Source organism: Streptomyces sp. NPDC048603, assembly GCF_043199475.1.
Lineage (GTDB): Bacteria > Actinomycetota > Actinomycetes > Streptomycetales > Streptomycetaceae > Streptomyces.
Map to the genome: position 1 here is coordinate 121,408 of NZ_JBICVY010000003.1, position 22,036 is coordinate 143,443.

General features: G+C 74.0%; 19 protein-coding genes and 2 tRNA genes. 7 read left to right on the top strand and 14 right to left on the bottom strand.

What is annotated here, in order from left to right:
* Positions 1-39: 39 nt before the first annotated feature.
* Complete coding sequence (locus tag ACGFQ9_RS07145; protein WP_393572048.1) at positions 40-867, top strand: hypothetical protein; 828 nt, start codon at positions 40-42, stop codon at positions 865-867.
* A gap of 61 nt (positions 868-928) precedes the next feature.
* Here ACGFQ9_RS07145 and ACGFQ9_RS07150 read toward each other — a convergent pair whose 3' ends face one another.
* Entirely contained in the window at positions 929-1,156 is a 228-nt protein-coding gene (locus ACGFQ9_RS07150) for a hypothetical protein (protein WP_393572050.1), read from the bottom strand.
* 119 nt (positions 1,157-1,275) lie between these two features.
* Between ACGFQ9_RS07150 and ACGFQ9_RS07155 the strand changes: the two genes are divergently transcribed.
* A complete protein-coding gene (locus ACGFQ9_RS07155) occupies positions 1,276-1,719 on the top strand; it encodes a MarR family winged helix-turn-helix transcriptional regulator (protein ID WP_393572052.1) in 444 nt (147 codons plus the stop codon).
* A 77-nt stretch (positions 1,720-1,796) separates the two neighbouring features.
* Positions 1,797-3,392 (top strand): MDR family MFS transporter, encoded by a 1,596-nt coding sequence (locus tag ACGFQ9_RS07160; RefSeq protein WP_393572054.1) that lies wholly within the window; start codon positions 1,797-1,799, stop codon positions 3,390-3,392.
* Here the strand turns inward: ACGFQ9_RS07160 and ACGFQ9_RS07165 are convergent.
* The 9 genes from ACGFQ9_RS07165 to ACGFQ9_RS07205 all read right to left on the bottom strand — a co-directional run bounded on the left by ACGFQ9_RS07165 (position 3,389) and on the right by ACGFQ9_RS07205 (position 12,937).
* Positions 3,389-4,030, bottom strand: coding sequence for a TetR/AcrR family transcriptional regulator (locus ACGFQ9_RS07165; protein WP_393572056.1), 642 nt, complete (start codon positions 4,028-4,030; stop codon positions 3,389-3,391). The two genes, ACGFQ9_RS07160 and ACGFQ9_RS07165, sit on opposite strands and share 4 nt — an antisense overlap.
* Before the next feature lie 182 nt (positions 4,031-4,212).
* Positions 4,213-6,375, bottom strand: a complete 2,163-nt coding sequence (locus ACGFQ9_RS07170; RefSeq protein WP_393572058.1) for an ArnT family glycosyltransferase — start codon at positions 6,373-6,375, stop codon at positions 4,213-4,215.
* Complete coding sequence (locus ACGFQ9_RS07175; RefSeq protein WP_393572060.1) at positions 6,372-7,634, bottom strand: glycosyltransferase; 1,263 nt, start codon at positions 7,632-7,634, stop codon at positions 6,372-6,374. The genes ACGFQ9_RS07170 and ACGFQ9_RS07175 overlap by 4 nt, the downstream gene beginning before the upstream one ends.
* Before the next feature lie 84 nt (positions 7,635-7,718).
* A complete protein-coding gene (locus ACGFQ9_RS07180) occupies positions 7,719-9,254 on the bottom strand; it encodes a sensor histidine kinase (RefSeq protein ID WP_393572062.1) in 1,536 nt (511 codons plus the stop codon).
* Positions 9,255-9,262: 8 nt separating this feature from the next.
* The gene (locus ACGFQ9_RS07185; protein WP_393572064.1) at positions 9,263-10,054 is read right to left on the bottom strand and encodes a response regulator transcription factor; all 792 of its coding nucleotides are present in this window, start codon (positions 10,052-10,054) and stop codon (positions 9,263-9,265) included.
* 107 nt (positions 10,055-10,161) lie between these two features.
* Positions 10,162-11,046, bottom strand: a complete 885-nt coding sequence (locus ACGFQ9_RS07190; RefSeq protein WP_393572983.1) for an amidohydrolase family protein — start codon at positions 11,044-11,046, stop codon at positions 10,162-10,164.
* A gap of 49 nt (positions 11,047-11,095) precedes the next feature.
* Positions 11,096-11,437, bottom strand: coding sequence for an antibiotic biosynthesis monooxygenase family protein (locus ACGFQ9_RS07195; protein ID WP_393572066.1), 342 nt, complete (start codon positions 11,435-11,437; stop codon positions 11,096-11,098).
* 130 nt (positions 11,438-11,567) lie between these two features.
* Positions 11,568-12,422, bottom strand: a complete 855-nt coding sequence (locus tag ACGFQ9_RS07200) for a DUF2797 domain-containing protein (RefSeq protein ID WP_393572985.1) — start codon at positions 12,420-12,422, stop codon at positions 11,568-11,570.
* Between the two features lie 80 nt (positions 12,423-12,502).
* The gene (locus ACGFQ9_RS07205; protein ID WP_393572068.1) at positions 12,503-12,937 is read right to left on the bottom strand and encodes an Lrp/AsnC family transcriptional regulator; all 435 of its coding nucleotides are present in this window, start codon (positions 12,935-12,937) and stop codon (positions 12,503-12,505) included.
* A gap of 94 nt (positions 12,938-13,031) precedes the next feature.
* On the opposite strand from ACGFQ9_RS07205, the gene ACGFQ9_RS07210 reads away from it, so the two are divergent.
* The gene (locus ACGFQ9_RS07210) at positions 13,032-14,000 is read left to right on the top strand and encodes an SMP-30/gluconolactonase/LRE family protein (protein ID WP_393572070.1); all 969 of its coding nucleotides are present in this window, start codon (positions 13,032-13,034) and stop codon (positions 13,998-14,000) included.
* A gap of 73 nt (positions 14,001-14,073) precedes the next feature.
* Here the strand turns inward: ACGFQ9_RS07210 and ACGFQ9_RS07215 are convergent, their stop codons facing one another.
* The 4 genes from ACGFQ9_RS07215 to ACGFQ9_RS07230 form a co-directional block, all read right to left on the bottom strand.
* On the bottom strand, positions 14,074-15,282 hold the full coding sequence (locus ACGFQ9_RS07215) for an NAD(P)/FAD-dependent oxidoreductase (protein WP_393572072.1): 1,209 nt from the start codon (positions 15,280-15,282) through the stop codon (positions 14,074-14,076).
* A 123-nt stretch (positions 15,283-15,405) separates the two neighbouring features.
* Complete coding sequence (locus tag ACGFQ9_RS07220) at positions 15,406-16,350, bottom strand: RNA polymerase sigma-70 factor (RefSeq protein WP_393572074.1); 945 nt, start codon at positions 16,348-16,350, stop codon at positions 15,406-15,408.
* A gap of 64 nt (positions 16,351-16,414) precedes the next feature.
* A tRNA-Arg gene (locus ACGFQ9_RS07225) sits at positions 16,415-16,487 on the bottom strand.
* 235 nt (positions 16,488-16,722) lie between these two features.
* A tRNA-Ser gene (locus ACGFQ9_RS07230) sits at positions 16,723-16,813 on the bottom strand.
* 203 nt (positions 16,814-17,016) lie between these two features.
* Here ACGFQ9_RS07230 and ACGFQ9_RS07235 point away from each other — a divergent pair.
* From ACGFQ9_RS07235 to ACGFQ9_RS07245, 3 genes are all read left to right on the top strand, one after another.
* Positions 17,017-17,448, top strand: coding sequence for an SSI family serine proteinase inhibitor (locus ACGFQ9_RS07235; RefSeq protein ID WP_393572076.1), 432 nt, complete (start codon positions 17,017-17,019; stop codon positions 17,446-17,448).
* A gap of 119 nt (positions 17,449-17,567) precedes the next feature.
* Positions 17,568-21,332, top strand: a complete 3,765-nt coding sequence (locus ACGFQ9_RS07240; RefSeq protein ID WP_393572078.1) for a PAS domain-containing protein — start codon at positions 17,568-17,570, stop codon at positions 21,330-21,332.
* A 13-nt stretch (positions 21,333-21,345) separates the two neighbouring features.
* Complete coding sequence (locus ACGFQ9_RS07245; protein ID WP_393572080.1) at positions 21,346-21,921, top strand: antibiotic biosynthesis monooxygenase; 576 nt, start codon at positions 21,346-21,348, stop codon at positions 21,919-21,921.
* Positions 21,922-22,036: the final 115 nt, after the last annotated feature.

The following is a 22,036-nucleotide window of genomic DNA, read 5'->3' on the forward strand; positions in this document are numbered from 1 at the left end:
GCTATGGTGATTTGACGGAGCGTCAGTGACACTGGCGCGATGCGAAGGCGACCGCTCGGAGCACTCACCCTGCTGTCCGCGTGCCTGGCCGCCGCCGCGACCCTGACGGGCTGCGGCGGCCAGGCCCGGGACGGCTTCGTGGCCGTGGGCGCGGCGGGCGCGGGCCCGGAGCGGTCCGCGGGGCAGGCCGTACCGCCGGCGGACTCGGTGGAGCTCCAGCCGCTCCCCGGGCCCTCCTCGGGCTCCCCGGCCTCCGCATCGGGCTCGCCGGACGCCTCCGGCTCGACCGTCACGACGGTGACGACCGGGACATCGGGTGCGGCGGGTACGCCGGACCCGAGCGGTACGGCGAACACCCCGCCCGGCACTCCGGGGGCGACGCCCCCCGATGCGGGAACACCCGCCAACCCGGACGATCCGGCGGCACCCACGCCCCCGCCGGGCTCACCGACCTCGCCTCCGGCCCCGGCGCCGCCGGCCCCGAAACCACCGGCTCCGAAACCTCCGACCGGGAAACCGCCGACCGCCCCGGCGCCCGGACCCACGCCCCCGGCAGCCCCGGCAAAGCTGACACTGGGCACGCCCACGCTCGCCGGGACCGGCGACCGGTGGTGCGAGAAGGTCACCGTGCCGTTCGCCAACACCGGTGGCACGGCGGTCCGTTCGGGCACCGTGACGTTCACCGTCGACATCCTCGGCGACCTGCTCGGCGCGCGCTGGGGCACGGTTACCACGAACCAGCCGCTGCCCGCGCCCATCGCCGGCGGGTCCACCCGGACGCAGACCTACACGGTGTGCGTGGAAGCCTGGCGGGTGCCGCTGGGCTGGCACATCGACACCCGGCAGGTCACGGCCACCTGGCGGTAGCCGCCGGCCGGGCGTCGTCCGGCTGCCCGGCGGTGATCGCCGGCCGGGCGGCGCGGGACGGTCAGTGCAGGGCCACCCAGGCCGAGCAGCCGATCAGCAGCAGCATGGCGACGGCGAAGCCGATCCAGCCCAGCCGGGGGCCCGCACCGGACTGCTGCCTGCGGCGGCTGCCCGCCGCCGGCGCCGGGCCCGCCTGCTCGCCCTCGTTCACGAAGGCGCGGAACATCTGGGTGCTGCCCGCGGGGTCGTAGTTGCCCTCGGGGCCCTGCGCGTTGCTCTGTGCGGCCATGGTCCAGGACCCTAGCGGGTTTTCCGGTTCCTTTACCGCCCACACCCCCCGATTCATTTGCCTGTATCAACCATCCTCTTCTATGGTTGCCCCAAGCAACGAGATGAGGAGGCTGCTCCGTGACGGTCCCTGCGGTCCCGTACGAGGAGCTGGCCCGCCAGCTCACCGGCATCGGCGCGGTCAAGCGCGACCTCGCCCGCGCCCTCCCCGCCGACTGCCCGCCCGGCCCCGCCGCCGTGCTCACCGTGCTCGACCGGCACGGCGAGATGCGGATGAGCCGGCTCACCGAGCTGCTCGCCGTGGACATCTCGGTCACCAGCAGGCACGTGGCCCATGTCGCCGAGCGCGGCTGGATCGACCGGGAGACCGACCCGGCCGACGCCCGCTGCCGCATCCTCCGGCTCACCCCGGCGGGCCGTCTGGTCCTCGCCGAGCTCGCGGCCCGGTACACGGCCGCGCTGGAACGGGCGCTGGCCGACTGGTCCGCCGAGGACGTCGGCGTACTGAACACGCTGCTGGCCCGGCTCCGCCGGGGCTTCGCGCCCCTGCCCGCCCACCGCTGACCGCTGACCCCTGCAGCCGAGCTCAGACGGCTGACCGCAGACCGCAGACCGCAGACCCAAGGACACGAAGGACACCCATGGCCACGACCGCCGCGCCCGCACCGCCCGACAGCGGCACCACCACCATGACCATGACCCATCCGCAGATCATGAAGGCGCTGTCCGGCCTGATGCTGGGCATGTTCGTGGCGATCCTGTCCTCCACGATCGTCTCCAACGCCCTGCCGCAGATCATCACCGACCTCGGCGGCACCCAGTCCTCGTACACCTGGGTGGTCACCGCCGCCCTGCTCTCGATGACCGCCGCCACCCCGCTGTGGGGCAAGCTGGCCGACCTCTTCAGCAAGAAGCTGCTGGTCCAGATATCCCTGGTGATCTACGTCCTGGGATCCGTCGTGGCCGGCATGTCCCAGAACACCGGCATGCTGATCGCCTGCCGGGTGGTCCAGGGCATCGGTGTCGGCGGCCTGTCCGCCCTCGCGCAGATCGTGATGGCCGCGATGATCCCGCCGCGTGAGCGCGGCCGGTACAGCGGCTACCTCGGTGCCGTCTTCGCCGTGGCCACCGTCGGCGGCCCGCTGCTCGGCGGTGTCATCACCGACACCGAGTGGCTGGGCTGGCGCTGGTGCTTCTACGTCGGCGTGCCGTTCGCCGTGATCGCGCTCATCGTGCTCCAGCGGACGCTGCGGCTCCCGGTGGTCCGGCGCGAGGTCAAGGTCGACTGGCTCGGCGCCTTCCTGATCAGCGCCGCGGTCTCGCTGCTGCTGATCTGGGTCACCCAGGCCGGGGACTCGTACGACTGGCTGTCCTGGCAGACGTACACGATGACGGCCGGCGCGGTGCTGCTCGGCGCCCTGTTCGTCCTGGTGGAGTCCCGGGCGAGCGACCCGATCATCCCCCTGCACCTCTTCCGCAACAAGACCATCAGCCTCGCCTCGGTGGCCTCCCTCTTCGTGGGCGTGGCCATGTTCTCGGGCACGGTGTTCTTCAGCCAGTTCTTCCAGCTGGCGCGGAACGAGTCGCCGACCATGTCCGGCATCCTGACCATCCCGATGATCGGCGGACTGTTCGTCTCCTCGACCGTCTCCGGGCAGATCATCACCCGGACCGGCAAGTGGAAGGCCTGGCTGATCGCCGGCGGTGTGCTGCTGACGGCCGGCCTGGGCCTGCTGGGCACCCTCCGGTTCGACACCCCGTACTGGCACATCGCCGTCTTCATGGCGCTCACCGGCCTCGGCCTCGGCATGATGATGCAGAACCTGGTCCTCGCCACCCAGAACCAGGTGGCCCCGGAGGAACTCGGCGCGGCCAGCTCGGTCGTCACCTTCTTCCGGTCGCTCGGCGGCGCCGTGGGCGTCTCGGCGCTGGGCGCGCTCATGGCCCACCAGGTGACCGGCTACGTGAAGGACGGCCTGACGGCACTCGGCCCGAAGGCGGCCGCCCTGGGCCACGGCGGGACCGGCGGAGGCGGCATCCCGGACCTGGACAAGCTCCCGGCGCCGTTCCGCGAGGTGGTCGAGTCGGCGTACGGACACGCCGTCGGGGACGTCTTCCTCTACGCGGCACCGACCGCGCTGATCGCACTGCTGCTGGTGTTCTTCATCAAGGAAGTGGCCCTGAAGGGCCACTCGCCCGCCGACCGGGAGCCGGCCGACCGGGACCAGTCGGCCTAGGAGTCGGCGGTGGCGGGCCGGACCGGGTCGGTGGCATCGGCCCGGTCCGGCCGGCTCTTCGCGGGAGTCCCGGGGATGCCGGCGCTTCCCGCGATTCCGGAGACTCCCGCGATTCCCGCGATTCCGGCGATGAGCACGTCCAGGGCCGATCCGAAGGCTCCCTCCGGGACCCGGTGGGCGGTGGCCCCGGAGCCCCGGAGGAAGTGCGACACGGCGAGGTGGGCGCCGGTCCTGGTGGGGCCGGTCAGGCCGGCGCCGTCCAGCAGGCGCAGCAGGGCGGTGTCGAAGGCGCGGGCGTGCGGGCCGGTCTCGGCGCTGTCGGCCGCGAGCCGCGCGGCCCACGGGTGGGCGGCGAGCATCTGCCGGTATCCGCAGGCGAGCCGGCGCAACCGGGTGTCCCACCCGCCGGCACCCGGCTCCTCCACCCCCGGGAGCTCGCCCATGACCCGGTCCAGGGCGAGCCCCAGCAGATCGCGCTTGGTGTCCACGTACCAGTACAGGGACATCGCGGTGACCCCGAGTTCCCCGGCGAGCCGCCGCATGGAGAACCGTCCGAGTCCCTCGGCGTCCAGCAACCGCACGGCAGCACCGGTGATCCGCTCCCGGTCCAACCCGACCGGGCCCGCTTCCCGCACCATCGAGCACCCTCCTGAAGCGCCCGCCATCCACCCGCTATGCCCGGCTGCGCCCTCTTCATGCTAGAGCGTTCCCCCGCCCCGCCACTCCCTGCGGCCGAGGCACTTTGACGGACCGTCGGGTGCCGGGACGGGGAGCGGGGGGCGGGGAGAGGACCCCGGGCGGGTGGGGCGGCGCTGCGGGGTCAGCCGGTCGGGGCGGTCAGGTCGTACAGGGTGGTGCCGTCCACCTCGACGGCCTTGAAGTGCGCCTCCACCCACTCGGAGATCGCCGTGCTCCCGGAACCGCCCGGGCCGCCGCCGCGCATTCCGCTGCCGCCGCCCACGTAGTAGTGGATCTTCCCCGCCTTCACGTACTCCTGGAACTTCGCGAGCGTCGGCGACGGGTCGCTGCCGTTGAACCCTCCGATCGGCATCACGGGCCGTTCGCTCGCCAGCTGGTAGCTCGCCGCGTTCTGCGCCCCGATGGCCGCCGCGGCCCACGTGTAGCGGCCGGAGTCCTCGCGGAGCATCTTCTTCACCTTCTCGGAGACCCGGGCGCCGTCGAGCAGACCGCCCATGCCGCCCCCCGTGCCCCCGCCCGTCTCCGGGCCGGTGGCCCTGCCCGGCCGGCCGGTGGCTCCACCGGAGCCACCGGGGACCGTCTGGCCGCCGTCCGGGCCGACCTGCGCGCCACCCGGTGCGCCGCCCGGCATTCCGCCCGGGCCGCCCTGCGTGCCGCCGGGCACGCCACCCCGCATGCCGCCCCGGCCGCCGCCGAAGCCGCCCGGGCCCTGCCCCTGCGGTCCGCCCTCGCCGGCCCGGAACATCCGCGGACCGCCGCCGAAGCCACCCGCGACCGACGGGCCCGCCGTCACGATGGACCCGGTGTGCGGGGTGTCCACCGTGGTCAGGGAGTACGCCGACGGCCCGGCCAGCGCCGCGCCCAGCGCCACCACCGCCGCGACCGGTGTGACCTTCGGGCCCACCCGGCCCGCCGCCGCCAGACCGGCCGCCGCCGCGAGCCCGCCGGCCAGTACCGCCCACCGCAGCCCCGGCAGGTAGTCCGGCGAGCGCGACAGCAGGACGTACGACCACCAGGCGGTCAGCGCCGTCACGCCGGCGAGGGCGGCTGCCGCGGCGAACCCGTGCCGCTCCTCCCACAGCACGGCCGCGCCCATGCCGACCAGTGCCGCCACGTACGGCGCCAGCGCCACCGTGTAGTACTCGTGGAAGATGCCCTGCATCCAGCTGAACACCACACAGGTGACCAGCAGGCAGCCACCCCAGGCGAGGAAGGCCGCCCGGGCCATGCTCTCCAGGGAGTCACTGGCCCGCCGGGCCCGCCAGGTGACCACCAGGCCGGCAACCAGCAGCACCAGCGCCGCCGGCAGCAGCCAGGAGATCTGGCCGCCGATCCCGGCCGAGAACAGCCGGTCGATCCCGGTCTCCCCCCAGCCGCCGCCACCGCCGCCGCGGAAGCCCGGCCCGGTCGGGGCCGCCGTCCCGTACGGCACCTCCGCGCTGAGCACCGGACCGAGGTCGGCGCCGCGTCCTCCGCCCACGCTGCCGACCTCGTCGCCGTTCAGCCGGCCGAGGCCGTTGTAGCCGAAGGTCAGCTCCAGGAAGGAGTTCGTCTGGGAGCCCCCGATGTACGGGCGGGAGGACGCCGGCCACAGCTCCACCACCGCGACCCACCAGCCGCCCGAGACCACCATCGCGGCGCCCGCCAGCGCCAGCTGGCCCAGCCGCCGGCGCAGCCGGGTCGGCGCGCAGACGGCGTAGAGGAGGGCCAGCGGAGGCAGGACCAGGAAGGCCTGCAGGGTCTTCGTCAGGAAGGCGAAGCCCAGCGTAACCCCCGCCCACACCAGCCACTTCGTCCGGGCTCCTTCCATGGCCCGCAGCACGCAGTACACGGACACGGTCAGCAGCAGCGTCAGCAGCGCGTCCGGGTTGTTGAAGCGGAACATCAGCGCGGCCACCGGCGTCAGTGCGAACACCGTGCCCGACAGCAGCGCCGCTCCCGGCCCGAACTGCCGCCGGACGGAGGCGTACAGCACCGCCGTGGTCGCCACGCCCATCAGGGCCTGGGGGACCAGGATCTGCCAGGCACCGAGCCCGAACAGCCGGACGGAGAGCGCCATCGGCCACAGCGCGGCCGGCGGCTTGTCGACGGTGATGGAGTTGCCGGCGTCGGAAGAGCCGAAGAAGAACGCCTTCCAGCTCTCGCCGCCGGCCTGTGCGGCGGCGGAGTAGAACGAGTTGGCGTAGCCGGACGCGCTCAGGTTCCAGAGCAGCAGCACGGCCGTGGCCAGCAGCAGAGCCGCCAGCGCCGGGCGTTCCCAGCGCGGTCGGTGCGTGGTGGTCATCGGGTGTGGTCCTTCAGGTCGGTCGTGGTCCGGGGCTCGGGGAAGACCCAAGAGCGAAAGAGCAGGAAGCGGAGCACGGTGGCGGCGAGGTTCGCGGTGATCAGGACGGCGAGTTCGGTGCCGTGCGACGGACGGTCGGTGGCGGCGCCGAGCGCGGCCAGCGAACCGGCGGTCAGCGCCAGTCCGATACCGAAGACCAGCAGCCCCTGGGCCTGGTGCCGCAGGGCCCGCTCACGGCCGCGGACCCCGAAGGTGAGCCGCCGGTTGGCCGCCGTGTTGGCGACGGCGGACAGCAGCAGGGCCGCCGCATTGGCCGCCTGAGCGCCGATACCGAGCCGGAACAGGGAGTACAGCGCCAGGTAGCAGAGGGTGGAGAGGACGCCGACCGCGCAGAAGCCGAGGAGCTGCCGGGCCAGCCCGCGCGGCACCCCGGTCAGGTCCCGGTCCCGCGGATCGTCGCCGAAGGGCCGGCCCAGCCGGTCCAGCGGGAGCGCCCCCACGGCCAGGGCCCGGCCCACCCGCCAGACCCCTTTCAGGTCCTCGACGGCGGTCCGGACGATGTGCACGGTGGAGTCGGGGTCGTCGACCCAGTCCACCGGCACCTCGTGGATGCGCAGCCCGGCCCGTTCGGCGAGCACCAGCATTTCGGTGTCGAAGAACCAGCCGGTGTCCTCGACCAGCGGCAGCAGCCGCTGCGCGACGTCCCGGCGGATGGCCTTGAACCCGCACTGCGCGTCGCTGAACCGGGCGGCCAGCGAGGAGCGCAGGATCAGGTTGTAGGCGCGGGAGACGAACTCCCGCTTGGCGCCCCGCACCACTCGGGAGGACCGGGCCAGCCGGGTGCCGATGGCGAGGTCGGAGTGGCCGGAGATGAGCGGCGCGACCAGCGGGAGGAGGGCGTTCAGGTCGGTGGAGAGGTCCACGTCCATGTAGGCCAGGACGGGCGCCTCCGAGCCGGACCAGACGGTCCGCAGAGCCCGGCCCCGGCCCTTCTGCTCCAGCCGGACGCTGCGCACTCCGGGCACGGTGGCGGCGAGTCCTGCGGCGATCTCCGGTGTCCGGTCGGTGCTCGCGTTGTCGGCGACGGTGATCCGGAAGGCGTAGGGGAAGGTCCGGGTGAGGTGCTCGTGCAGTCGGCGGACGCAGGGCCCGAGGTCCTTCTCCTCGTTGAAGACCGGCACCACCACATCGAGTACGGGCTCACCGGAGGCGCGGGGCGTCAGGTGCTCACGGCGCGGGAGAGTCGTTTCGGTCGGCATGGACCGACCCTCGCCGGGCGGGCTGTCACGGCCGTGTGCCCAGCCTGTGCCCCACCTGTGAGGACTCCCGCTCCGGCGCCGCCGCTACGCGTACGCCGCCGCGGCGGGCTCCGTCAGCGGCAGCGGCGCGAGCGGCAGCCGGACCTCGAAACGGGTGCGCCCGGGCTCGCTCCGTACGCCGACCCGACCGCCGTGGGCGGTGACCACGGCCTGGACGATGGCCAGGCCCAGGCCGGTGGAGCCGGCCTGCCGGGAACGCGAGGCGTCTCCGCGGGCGAACCGTTCGAAGACGTGGGGGAGCAGGTCGGGCGGGATGCCCGGCCCGTCGTCCTCGACCTCGATCCGTACGCACGGCACACCGCTCCCGGTCACCACGTCGCATGTTTCACGTGAAACACGCGCGGTGACCGTCGTGCCGGGCGGCGTGTGCGTACGCGCGTTGGCGAGCAGGTTGACCAGAACCTGCTGGATGCGCGCCGGATCGGCGTCCACCAGGGCAGCCTCCGGGGGGAGTTCGAGCCGCCAGTGGTGCTCCGGCCCGGCGGCCCGGGCGTCGCTGACCGCGTCCACGACCAGCGGCGCGAGATCCAAGGTCCGGCAGCTGAGCGGTCGTCCGGCATCCAGCCGGGCGAGCAGCAGCAGGTCCTCGACCAGCCCGGTCATCCGGGTCGCTTCGGACTCGATGCGGCCCAGGGCGTGCCGGGTGTCGGGGCCGGGCTCCTCCCGTCCGCGCCGGGTGAGTTCGGCGTACCCGCGGATGGAGGCCAGCGGGGTGCGCAGCTCGTGGCTGGCGTCCGCGACGAACTGCCGGACCCTCGTCTCGCTCTCCTGGCGGGCGGCGAGGGCGGAACCGACGTGGCCCAGCATCCGGTTGAGGGCGGCTCCGACCTGGCCGACCTCGGTGCGCAGGTCGGCCTCGGCGTCCGGAACCCGCTCGTGCAGGGCCACCTCACCACTGTGCAGGGGCAGTTCGGACACGCGCGTGGCGGTGGCGGCGACCCGGCGCAGCGGGCGCAGGGCGACCCCGACCAGGGCCTGCCCGGCCAGGCCCGCGGCTATCAGCCCGGCCAGGGTCACGCACACCTCGACCGTGATCAGGGTGCGCACGGTGGAGTCGACCCCGGAGAGGGGGAATCCGAGGGCGAGCGAGCCGTCGGCGGCGGCCGACACCCGGTACCGGCCGAGTTCCGGCACGTCCACGTCGATCGCGCCGTCCCGGGCCCGCGGTACGGCTGCCGCCAGGGCCTCGCTCTGGACCTCGGTGAGCGGGGAGCGGTGGTCGTTGGCGGGGCCGTCGTCGGACACGGTGCGCGCAGTGCCGACGACGCTGCCGGAGGAGTCCAGCCGGATCCCGGTGGTGCCGAGCGGCGTGCCGGGCGGAATGTTGAGGAAGGAGACGAGGGGCACCTCGCGGCCCGGCCTCGCCCCGGGCCCCCGGGCGGACATCTCGACGGCGGTGCGCAGCTGTCCGTCCAGCTGGTTCATCAGGTACGAGCGCAGGGCGAGGGTGGTGACCGCCCCGATCACCGTCCCCACGACGGCGATCAGCACCACGGCTGACACCACCAGCCGGGTCCGCAGCGACCAGGGCCGGGCGGCCCAGGACCGGACACCCCTCATGCCCCGCACTACTCGCCCGGCTTGATCAGGTAGCCGGCGCCGCGCCGGGTGTGGATCATCGGGCTCCGGCCTGGGCCGCTCTCCAGCTTGCGCCGCAGGTAGGAGATGTAGAGCTCGACCACGTTGGCCTGGCCGCCGAAGTCGTAGGACCAGACCCGGTCGAGGATCTGCGCCTTGCTGAGCACCCGGCGCGGGTTGCGCATCAGGTAGCGCAGCAGCTCGAACTCGGTGGCGGTCAGCCGGATCTCCTGGCCGCCCCGGGTGACCTCGTGGCTGTCCTCGTCCAGCGTCAGATCGCCGACGACCAGCACGGATTCGCCCCGCGCGGCCTGGGCCGCCCCGGCCCTGCGAATCAGCCCGCGCAGCCGGGCCACCACCTCCTCCAGGCTGAACGGCTTGGTCACGTAGTCGTCCCCGCCCGCCGTGAGACCGGCGATGCGGTCCTCCACGGAGTCCCGGGCGGTCAGGAACAGCACCGGGACCTGCGGGAGCTCCCGGCGGAGCCGGCCCAGGACGGTCAGGCCGTCCATGTCCGGGAGCATGATGTCGAGGACGACGGCGTCCGGCCGGAAGGACCGGGCCGCCCGCAGGGCGGTGGCGCCGTCGGCGGCGGTGCGCACCTCGCAGCCCTCGTAGCGCAGGGCCATGGAGAGCAGTTCGGAGAGGGACGCCTCGTCGTCCACGACCAGGACCCGGCAGGGTCCCCCGTCGGGGCGGACCAGGGCCCCGGCGGCCGGCCGGTCCGGACGGGCGGCGATGCCGGTGGACGTGGACGCGGGGGAGGTGGTCGTCGCAGTCATGGGGAACACGCTCCCCGCCGCCCCTGAGAGCCCTCTTGCCGGATTCTGTGAATCCCCTGAGAAACCTGTGGGCCGTCCCCGCCCAGGGGGCCCGGGGCGGAAACGGCTCAGGCGTCGAGTGCGAACAGCCGGGCCGCGTTGTCGTGGCAGACCGCCCGGAGCCAGTCGTCGCCCAGGCCGAGCCGTTCCAGCGCGTCGAGCTGGTGGTCGTAGGGGTAGGGGATGTTCGGGAAGTCGGTGCCGAGCAGGATCCGGTCGCCCAGCGCGGCGAGCCGGCCGAGCTCCTCCGGCGGGAAGCCGCCGAGCCGCTCCGCGAAGTCGGTGAAGACCATGGTGGTGTCGAGCCGGACCTCCCGGTACCGGTCGGCGAGGTCGAGGAAGTCCCCGTACTCGGGCATGCCCATGTGGGCGACGATCAGCGGCAGCCGGGGATGCCGGCCGAGCAGCCGCGCGATCGGCGCGGGCCCGGTGTGCTTGCCCGGCACCGGGCCGGAGCCGCAGTGCACCACCGCCGGGATGCCGGCCTCGGCGAGCAGTCCCCACACCTGGTCGAGCCGGTCGTCGTTCGGGTCGTACCCGCCGACCTGCAGGTGCGCCTTGAAGATCCGCGCCCCGCCGTCCACCGCCCGGCGCACGTACTCCGCCGCCCCGTCCTCAGGGAAGAAGGTGGCCGTGTGCAGGCAGTCCGGGGTCCTGGCCGCGAAAGCGGCCGACCAGGAGTTCAGCCAGGCGGCCATCGCCGGTTTGTGCGGGTACAGCATCGCGGTGAAGGCCCGGACGCCGAACGCCCGGAGCAGCGCGACGCGTTCCTCTTCTTCGTGCCGGTAGGTGATGGGCCATGCGACACCGGTCAGCGGGCCGACGGCGTCGAAGTACTCCCACACCTTGTCCAGCACCCGCGCGGGCATGAAGTGGGTGTGTACGTCGACCAGGCCGGGCAGCCCGAGCCGGTCCCGGAAGCGCCGGACGGCGGCGGCGGTCCGGACCGCCAGGGCTGACCCGGCCGCCGGGGCCGACCCGGCCGCCGAGGCCTCCGGCCCCTCAGCGGTCGCGGACGAATTCACTGCTGCGCTCGACCGTGCCGACGTGCAGGGTGTAGCTCTCGTACCACTCCTTGATGCCCCGCGCCTGCGTCTGCCGGTGTTCGAGGTTGGTGCGCCAGGCGGTGAGCGCCTCCTCGTCGCGGAAGTAGGCGACGGTGATGCTGAGCCCGCCGGGGGTGTGGGCGTTCTCGTGGCCGAGGTAGCCGGGGATCTCCTTCACCAGCTCGTTCATCCGGGCCGATGCCTCGGGGTAGCCGTCGTCCGCTCCCGGGGTGCGGACGGAGGTGAACACGGTCATCAGGTACGGCGGTTCGAACGCCGGAAGGGGTCGCATGGTCATGGGCCCACTCTCCGGTCCTTGATCGGAACGTGTCCACAGCAAAGCCCCCGGGACGGGCAAAGGGATCCAAGATTTGACCTTCGCCGGGCAGCCCCGGACCCGGCCCCGGACCCGGACCCGGACCCGGCGGTCAGAACAGCCCTTCCTGCTCCACCGGTTCGGGCGCCGGGGCCAGGGTGGCGACCGGAACTCCGGAGGTTCGCGCCTCCGGGCCGGCGGCGGTCAGTGCCCAGCCCGCGAGCAGCCGGGCGTCCACCACGAGGCCGTCCGCGAAGTGCAGGTCCGGCCCGGCCGCGGCCACCAGCACGCCCGCGACCGTCCCGCCGTCCGCCATGGCTCCGAGCACCCGCGCCGGCCGTGCCCCGCCGCCCGCCGCGGCCAGGGCCGCCAGGGCGAACGCCGCGCCGTGGTCGACCACGGCGCAGGGCAGCCGTTCCAGCGAGTCGGGCCAGCCGGGCAGCGCGGCGGCGAGGGCGTGCGGCGCGGCCACCTCCCGCTCCCGTTCGGCGGCGGGCGGCAGCTGCGCCCGTACGGCCCGCTTGCGCGCGTACGGGATCCGGTCGGGCACCCCGAGGGCCGCCCGGAGCAGCTCCTCGGTGCGCCGGGCCGCCATCAGCGGGCCCCGCCCGAGCCAGCTCCAGGCCACCGCGCCCTGCTCCAGCAGCCGGACGGTGCCGCGTTCCTCCGCGGTGATCCCCACCTTGAGCAGGCCGGGCCCGAACCAGGCCAGGTAGACGCGATAGGGCCGCGGATCGTCCGCGTGGGTGTCTGCGGCCACCGAGAAGGAGCGGTCGAGCCGGGCGCACTCGGCGCACTGCGGGGAACCGGCCGCTGCCGGGACCGTCGCCGCCGTGGGGCACGGCGTCCGCCGGCCGCCCCGCCGTACCCCCGTGCAGCGCCGCTCCCCCGTACCGGTGAAGGCGAGCCGCCGCCCGTACGGGAGCACACTGGCCCGCTCGCCCCGCCCCTCCGCGTACCAGCCGATGCCGGGGCGGCCCTCACCGCTCCAGCGCGGTCCGGTGCAACGCCAGACCGGTGCCGTGGCGGCGGTCGCGGGGGCCGCGGTCACAGCGGCAGCGGCCGTTCGAAGAAGGTCTCCAGGACGACCGTCGCCTGGGTGCCGCTGACCCCGTCGATGGCGTAGAGGCGCCGCAGGACGTCCTGCAGCTGCTCGGTGGTGGCCGTCCGCACCTTCACCAGCACGGACGCGCTGCCCGCGATGATGTGGGCCTCCTGGATCTCGGTGATGGCCGCGAACCGCTCCGCGGAGTCCCCCATCCAGGCGTTCGCGTCCACCATCACGAAGGCCAGCACCCCGCTGCCGACCGCGGCCGGGTCCACGTCGACGGTGGTGCGCCGGATGACGCCGCGCTCGCGCAGCTTCCGCACCCGCTCGTGCGCGGCGCCGGCCGACAGTCCGACCGCCGCGCCGAGGGTGGCGTACGACTGCCCGGCGTCCTCCTGCAGCCGCGCGACGATCGCCCGGTCGATCCCGTCCATGAGCCTCCTCCGCCACATCCTTGCCAGGACCGTACCGCATCCGGCAATCTCGATCACGACCGAACACAATTCGGCGATCAAGGAGATCGATGAGATGTCTTCACCCATAGCCGATCCCGACCTGTACGAGATCCTGGACGACCGCTTCCGGACCGGCCGCTGTGCGAACGGCGACATGCGACTCGAACGCCTCCACGACGACTGCCGCTGGGCGGAGGGCCCGCTCTGGCTCCCGGCCTGGCGCCAGCTGGTGTGGAGCGACATCCCGAACGACCGGATCCTGCGCTGGGACGAACTCACCGGCAGGGTCGGCCCGTTCCGCACGCCCGCCGGCCACCCGAACGGCAACACCCTCGACCGCGAAGGCCGGTTGATCACCTGTGAGCAGGGCAACCGGCGGGTCAGCCGCACGGAGCCGGACGGTACGGTCACGCCCCTCGCCACCCACTACGGGAACCACCGCCTGAACAGCCCCAACGACGCGGTGGTCCGCTCGGACGGCTCGGTGTGGTTCTCCGACCCCGACTTCGGGATCACCAGCGACTACGAGGGCGTCCGCGGCGAGAGCGAGATCGGCGCCCGCAACGTCTACCGCGCCGACCCGGTGACGGGCGCCGTGCGCCTGGTCGCGGACGGCTTCGGCGGCCCGAACGGCCTGGTCTTCTCCCCGGACGAGTGCCGGCTGTACGTGTCCGACACCCGCGAGAACCACATCCGGGTCTTCGAGGTCCACGAGGACGGCACCCTGTCGGACGGCAAGGTCTTCGCGGAGGCCCCGGCGGACCGCCCGCGCGCCCGCTTCGACAACATCCGCTTCGACGACGGCGGCCGGCTGTGGGTGGCCGCGATGGAGGACGGCGTCCACTGCTACGCGCCCGAGGGCGACCTGATCGGCCGGATCCGGGTCCCCGAGCCCGTCTCCAACATCGCCTTCGGCGGCCCCCGGAACAACCGCCTGTTCATCACCGCCACCACCTCGCTCTACGCGCTGGTGATGTCGGTGACCGGCCTGCCCCGCGTGCGCACGGCCACCCGCGGCCTGAGGCAGTCGGCGACCGGATGACGCGGGGAGGCCCTCCCCGGCAGCCCGGGGAGGGCCTCCCTCGCGGTACGAACGCCGGAACGGCTCACCCGCTTCAGGCCGACGCGGTGGCGGTCGAGCCCCGCCGGGCCGCCGGCGCCTGCCGCAGGACGCGCCGGCGGCGGACCGGCAGGCCGGCGGTCGGGTTGGCGACGCCCCAGGCGGCGCCCTTGCAGATCAGCTCCTTGTAGACGGCGGCGAGACGGCCCGTGAGGGCCGAGTCCTTGGCGCGGTCGTCGGCGGTGACGTACTGGATCAGACCCTCCTTGCGCCCCAGCGAGATGCACTGGTTGAAGTACCGGATCGACACCTCGGGCACCCTCCGTCCGGCCAGCCGGGCCGCGATGGCGTCGGCGGCCTGCCAGGCCATGGGGACGCCCGAGGCACACGACATCCGCAGCGGCTTGTCCCCCGGACCCATCGCGAGGGCCGCGTCACCGACGGCGTACACGTCCGGGTGCGAGACCGAGCGCATGGTCCCGTCGACCACGATCCGACCCCCGTCGCCGACCTCCAGGGTGGTGGCCCGCGCGATCGAGTGGACCGCGAAGCCGGTGGTCCACACGGTGACCGCGGCCGGTACGACCCCGCCGTCGGCGGTGGTGACACGGTCGGCGGCCACGGCGGTGACGGCGGCGTGCTCGTGGACGGTGATGCCGAGCCCGTCGCACACCTTCCGCAGGTGCCCGCGCCCCTTGGGCGACAGCCAGTCGCCCAGGCCCCCGCTGACGGCGAGCGCCACGTCGAGGTCCGGCCGGGCCTCGGCGATCTCGGTCGCGGCCTCCAGGCCGGTCAGACCGCCGCCGACCACGACCACCGGCTCCCCGGCGGCCAGACCCGCCAGCCGCTCGCGCAGCCGCAGCGCCCCGGCCCGGCTCGCGACCTGGTGGGCGTACTCGGCGGCACCGGGCACGCCGCGGTCGTCCCGGTCGCTGCCGAGGGCGTACACGAGGGTGTCGTACTCCAGCTCCCCGGCGGCGCCGTCCGCGTCGACGACGTCGACGGTCCTGCGGTCGGCGTCGACGCCCGTGACCTTCGCGAGCCGCAGTGCGACGCCGCTGCCGGCGAACATCTCGCCGAAGGGCCGGGCCTTGAGCTCCTGGCCGACCGCGAGCTGGTGCATCCGCACCCGCTCGACGAAGTCGGGCTCGGCGTTGACGAGGGTGATGGCGACGTCGTCGCGGTGCAGCCGCTTGGCGAGGCGGCCGGCCGCGATGGCTCCGGTGTATCCGGCACCGAGGACGACGATGCGGTGCTGCTGCATTTCCCTGCTCCTGTCTGTGCGGTTCCGGCCGTTGTTCGGACGCGGTTACGCACCTTGAACCGGGCAGCCCGCCGATTCCTGACAGGTCCCCGGTGTGAACCACGTCACACCGGGGCGCATGGGTCAGAAGGCGTGGAACAGGGGTTCCCCGTGACCGCCGGCCGCCCACGCCTCGGTCGCCCTGCCGAGCTTGTCGGGGTTGACCTGATTGCGGAACGCGGCGATGCCCTCGGCGGTGATCTCCAGGCACATGACGCCGACGACCCGCCCGTCGACGACCGCCACCACGGCGGGCCCGCCGTTGGCGGTGGTGACGTGGATCGCGGCCGAGCCGCCGACCATGGCGCGCTTGACCGCCGCCGGCTTGAACAGCCCCCGCATGAACTTCGCGACGGCGAGGGCACCCTCGAAGGCCTTCGCCCGCGCCGGGACCTTCCCGCCGCCGTCGCCGATCGCGATGGCATCCCCGGTGAGCAGCCGTACGAGCGGCTCGGTCTTCCCGCTGGTGGCGGCGGCGAGGAACTCCTCGACGATGCGCCGGGCGGCGGCCTGGTCGATCTCGGTACGGGCCTTGCCGTCCGCGATGTGCTTCTTGGCGCGGTGGAAGACCTGCTGACTGGCGGCCTCGCTGATGTCGAGGATCTCGGCGATCTCCCGGTGCGGGTAGTCGAACGCCTCCCTCAGCACGTACACGGCCCGCTCGTTGGGGGACAGCCGCTCCATCAGCGTCAGCACCGCGTACGAGACCGACTCGCGCTGCTCGGCGGTGTCGGCCGGCCCGAGCATCGGGTCCCCGTCGAGCAACGGCTCGGGAAGCCACTGCCCCACATAGCTCTCGCGCCGGGCACGCGCCGAACTGAGCTGGTTCAGGCACAGGTTGGTGAGCACCTTGGTCAGCCAGGCCTCGGGCACCTCGATCCGCCCGAGGTCGGCGCCCTGCCACCGCAGGAAGGTCTCCTGTACGGCGTCCTCGGCCTCGCTCGCGGAACCGAGCATCCGGTAGGCGATCGCCTCCAGCCGCCCCCTGGCTCCCTCGAAAAGGTCCACGTCCTCCATGGTCAACGGCATGCCCGGATCCTAACCGGGCACAACGCAAGAGGCCCCGGACTTTCGTCCGGGGCCTCTTGGGCTGTGCACTCGGCAGGATTCGAACCTGCAACCTTCTGATCCGTAGTCAGATGCTCTATCCGTTAAGCTACGAGTGCTTGTGCTTCCCGGGGTTTTTCGCCCCGTTGGCCTTGCGAGAACAACAATACATGGACCTCGCCGGGACGCGAAATCCATTGTCCAAACCACCTCTGACCTGCGGAAACGCGTGGAGGGGGTGGCTCCGGCCGCCGCGTGGCGACCACGCCGGACGGAGGGGAAACGCATGGGAATCAGCCTCGGGAACGACCGAAGCCCCGGTCCGTTCGGACCGGGGCTTCGGTGATCACAGCGCGGAGGCGGAGGGATTTGAACCCTCGATGGGGATTACGCCCCAAACCGCATTAGCAGTGCGGCGCCATAGACCGGACTAGGCGACGCCTCCAGCACACCCCCGCGTACGAGGGTGCGTGCAGATGATGACACAGGCCCAGGCCCGCTCACCAATCCGCTCCCACGGTACTAGGCGTGGCGGCACCAGAGCAAAGGCTTTCGGGGCGGCTCGCGGAACGTCGGCGCCTGGTTCTCGTTGGGCAGGCGTACCCGCCCGACCCGACGCGTACCGGACGACCGACCCTGGAGATCTCGATGCGTCTCGCCGCCCTCGCCGCCTCCGCCGTCGCCGCCGTGGCGGCCGCCGGCCCCATCCCCCAGCTGCCGCCGCTCGGCGAACTCCTCGCACCGCCGCCCGAGCGGCTCACCGTGACCGTGGAGCACAACGGGACCTCCCGCGTGGCCAACGGGACGTACACCCTGGAGTGCGAACCGGTGGGCGGTTCGCATCCGGAGGCCCGTCGGGCGTGTGCGCGGCTCGACCGGTTCGCGCGGGCGGGCAAGGACCCGTTCGCGCCCGTCCCGCCCGACGAGGTGTGCTCGGGAACGTACGGCGGCCGGGCCGTCGCACGGATCACCGGGACGTGGCAGGGCCGCCGGGTCGAAGCCTCGTTCAGCAGGAAAAACGGTTGTGAGATCAGCCGCTGGAAAGAGTTGGAACCTGTGCTTCCGAGTGCGCGTTCCTGACCTGGGAGGATGCCGGTGCCGCTGTGACCGGGCCCCCGATCCGCCGTCCCGTCCGGGGAAGGTGGCCTTAGACTCCTCCCGAGTCATGCCGGTCGTCGTGGTCAGGGAGGAAGCTCGTCGTGAGCAGCAGGCCATCCCGAGGCGCTGCTCGCCTCGCAGCAATACTCGACGCTCTGCCGGACGCGCTGCTGCTCGTCAACGCGAACGGCACGGTCGTCAACGCGAATTCGATCGCGCTGGAGCTCATGGAGAGCCCGGGAACCGGGCTCGTCGGACGCGGCCTGCTGGACCTGCTGCCCGAATTCGACTCCAAGCTGATCCCCGGCTCCATGCGCCGCCCCGACGACGAGGACGGCCTGCGCAGCAAACCGACCCGGATGACGGCACGCCGTACGGACGGCACCGAGTTCCCGGCCGAGGTGACCAGCGCCGGCCTGGACGGCCGGGACGCCTACCGGGAGCCGCACCAGGGCTACACCGGGGACGAGCTGCTGATGCTCGTCCTGCGCGACCTCTCCGGGACCGTGGACACCGAGGCCGAGCTGGTCCGCTCGCAGCGGCAGACCGAGATGATCCTGCGGGCCGCCGCCGAAGGCGTGGTGGGTACCGACACCGACGGCCGGGTGGTGCTCGTCAATCCGGCCGCCGCCCAGATCCTCGGCTACCGGGCCACCGACCTCGGCAACCGCGAGCTGCACGGCCTGATCCAGCACTCCCGCGCGGACGGCTCGCCGTTCCCCTTCGAGGAGTCGCCGCTCGCCGACACCCTGCGCAGCGGGCGCAAGCACCGCGTGCGCGGGCAGGTGCTGTGGAACAAGGCCGGCCAGGCCGTCGCGGTGGACCTCACCACCTCGCCGGTACGGGAGGGCGACCAGCTGGTCGGTGCGGTGATGACCTTCACCGACAGGCGGCCCTACGACGCCCTGGCCGCGCGGCACAAGCAGCTGATGGCGGTGCTCGGGGACGCCCTGCGCGGGCCGCTGGAGGAGCTCCGCGGTGAGCTGGCCACCCTGGCGGCGGACGACGCCGGCCAGCTGTGGCCGGAGGCGAACCAGCTGCTGCACCACCTGGCCGCCGGGTACTCGCGGATGACCACGCTGGTCGACAACGTGCTCGGCTTCCAGCGGCTGGACGCGGGCCGGGACCGGCTCGCCAAGCAGAAGGCGATGGTCAACGAGGTCGTCGCGGCCGGGGTCGACGGCGCCGTGGAGCTGATCGGGCCGGGCCGCGCACAGTTCGCGGTGCACGCGCCGACCATCGAGGCCGAGATCGACCCGGAGCGGATCGCCACCGCGCTCGCGCACCTGATCGCGGACGTGGCCGGGGTCGACGCCACCGGCAAGACGCCGGCCGGCAGCGGCTACACGGACTCGACCATCGTCGTGGCGGTCGCCCAGCGCGGGGACGCGGTTCGCATCGAGGTGCGCGGGCCCTACGACGGCGGGAGCCCGGTGCACGAGCCGATCGTGCAGGGCGTGGTGGCCGCGCACGGCGGTGTGCTGCAGACCGTCGAGGTGCCGGGCGCGCCGGGCGGCGCGTACGTGCTGGAGCTGCCGCTGGGCGAGGGGGCCGGGACGGTCACCCTGCCCGACCCGGAGCCCGAACCGGAGCCCGAGCCCGAACCCGAGCCGCAGCGGGAGTCCCGGCCGGGTGTGCCGGGCGGGCCCGCACCCTCCCAGGGGTCCGGCCGGCGGGGGCGGCGCGGGGTCGACGCCTTCCTGGAGGACGAGCGGAGCCCGGAGCCGGAGTCCGGCGGGGGCGCGCTCGCGCTGCCGTCGGGACGGCGCCGGGCGGCGGCCGGTCCGGCGGCCCCGGAGCTGGCCCAGGCTCCGGTGAGCCCGGCCGGGCTGGGTACGGGGCGGCGGCGCGGGCGTGACGGCGACAGCACCGGCACCGAGTCCGGTGGCCCCGGCGGGGGTGACGGCCGGGCCCTGCCGGCCCTGCCCACGGCGGCTTCCGTACCTGCCGGGATGCCCGTGTCTCCTGGTACGCCCGTACCTGCCGGTGCGCCTGTACCTGCCGGTGCGCCCGTACCTGCCGGGGCAGCAGTGACTCCCGGGACGCCTGTGGCTCCAGGTTCACCCGTGCCTCCCGGTGCGCTGGTGCCCTCCGGGGCCCCCGTACCTCTCGGCGCGCCCGTGCCTCCTGGTGCCCCTGTGCCTCCTGGTGCCCCCGTACCCGCCCAGGCCATGGCTCCGCCGGCGGGGCGCCGCCGCGCCCTGGCCCCGACCCAGGACCGGTCGTCCGCGGGGGCTCCCGTGGCGGGCGCGGCGCCGATCGCGCCGCCCGGCGGCTTCGCCCTGCCCGCCGGGCCGCCGCAGCCGGCGTCCGGTCGGCCCGAGGGGCCGCAGGGCGCGGGTCCGCAGCCCGTGGCACCGCAGGGCATGAGCCCCGTGGGCGTCCCCGTGCCGCCCTCCGCGCCCGTGGCGCCGCCCGGCGGGTTCGCCCTGCCGGCCGGGCCGCAGGGCGCCGCGGCGGCACGGGCCGCCGCCCCCACCGACCCCGACGCCCCGGAGACCCCGGCCGCACCTCCGGTCGCACCGCCCGGCGGCTTCGCCCTGCCCCCGGCCGGACCCACCGCCGGACCCGCCGCCGGACCCGCCTCCGGCAGCGCCGCCGGCGAGCCCGCCCCGGCCACGCCCGGCGGCCGCCGCGGCCGCCGGGCACTCGCCAGCCCCGAGGCCGCCGAGGAGTCGCACGCGACCGCGGACGGGAACGGCGGCCAGGACACCCACACCCCGGCCCAGCCGCACCCCACCGGCCGGCGCCGGGCCCTGCCCCCGAAGGACGGCACGCCCGACGCCCCGGTGTGGCCGGTGCCGGCCGCCCGTACCGCGCCCGAGGACGGTCCCGGCCCCCAGGTCGCCGTACCGGCGGCCCGGCAGCCGCAGGACGGCCCGGACCGGGCCGTCGGCGTCCGGGCGCTGGGACAGGCCGGCGGCGCCGACCCCGCCGCGGCCGCCGCCGCGGGCCCGGCCGCCGCCGCTTCCTCCGGCTCCGGAAGGCGCCGCCGGCTCTCCGAACCCGCCCCGCAGGGCCGCGCCTTCGCCATAGGCGCCCCCGAGGCCGGTGCCGCGGAGGGACCCGAGCCGCTGGACGGCCCGGGCGGAGCCGTCGAGGTGGTCAACCGGCCGGTGCCGCAGCCCGTCGACGACGAGCTGCCCCCGGAGCCGCTCGACAACCCGCGCCGGCTGCTCGTCTGGCCCGCGCCGGACGTCGCGACCACCCAGGCGCTGAGCGAGCGCGGCTACCGCCCGGTGATCGTGCACTCCCGCGAGGAAGTGGACGCGCAGATCGCCGCGTTCCCCGCCGCGCTGTTCGTCGACCCGCTGACCGGGCCGATCACCCGGACCGCGCTGCAGTCGCTGCGGCAGGCCGCCGTGGCCGCCGAGGTGCCCGTCCTGGTCACGGCCGGACTGGGTCACGCCACGCGCGAGGCGGCGTACGGGGCGGACCCGGCCGTACTGCTCAAGGCGCTGGCGCCGCGCGACAGCGAGCAGCACCCCTCCCGGGTGCTGCTGATCGAGGAGAAGGACGAGATCGCCGGGGCGCTCACCGCCGCCCTGGAGCGGCGCGGCATGCAGGTGGGCCGGGCCGGCGCGGACACCGACGCCGTGGAGCTGGCGACCCGGATGCGGCCGAACCTGGTGGTGATGGACCTGATGCAGGTCCGCCGGCGCCGGGCGGGGATCGTGGACTGGCTGCGCGCGAACGGCCAGTTGAACCGCACTCCGCTGGTCGTCTACACCGCCACCGGGATCGATGCGGAGGCGCTGCCGCGGCTGGCCTCCGGGGAGAGCGTGCTGTTCCTCGCCGAGCGGTCGACCACCGCCGAGGTACAGGGCCGGATCGTGGACCTTCTGGCCAAGATCGGCACGAATTAGTCACTCTGCCGGGATGGCCATCACCGATCGCACCGAGAAGCCCGTACCCGCCGACAACGGTGAGGTCACCCTCCTCATAGCCCGGCAGGTGGAACCGGGCTACGAGGAGTCCTTCGAGGAGTGGGCGCGCGGCATCCTGGACACCGCCGCGCGCTTCCCCGACCACCTCGGGTACGGGCTGTTCCGCCCGGCCGCCGAGGGCGCGCCGTGGTTCCTGGTCCACCGGTTCCGGGACCAGGCGGCCTTCGAGGCCTGGCAGGACTCGCCCGAGCGGGCGTCGTGGTTCGCGAACTGCGAGGGCCACCACCACACCGAGATCGCCCGCCGGGAACTGCACGGCATGGAGACCTGGTTCGCCAAGCCGGGATCGGTGCGGCCCGCACCGCCCCGCTGGAAGATGGCGGTCAGCTCGGGGCTGGCCATCTTCCCGATCTCGCTGGCGGGCAACGCGCTGCTCGGGCCCATCCTGGTGGACCTGAACTTCGTCCTGCGGACCGCGGCCTTCACCGTCGTCTTCAGCACCCTGATGACGTACGTGGCGATGCCCGCGGTCAGCAGGCTCCTGCGCGGCTGGCTGACCCGCGACTGAGGCCGTACGGGGCCCGGCTCCTCCTCGCCGGGTATGGCAACGTCCACCCCACCGGCCCCTTACCACCCACGGATGACCTTTCTCCGGAACAGACGTGAAGAGCAATGGTCACCTC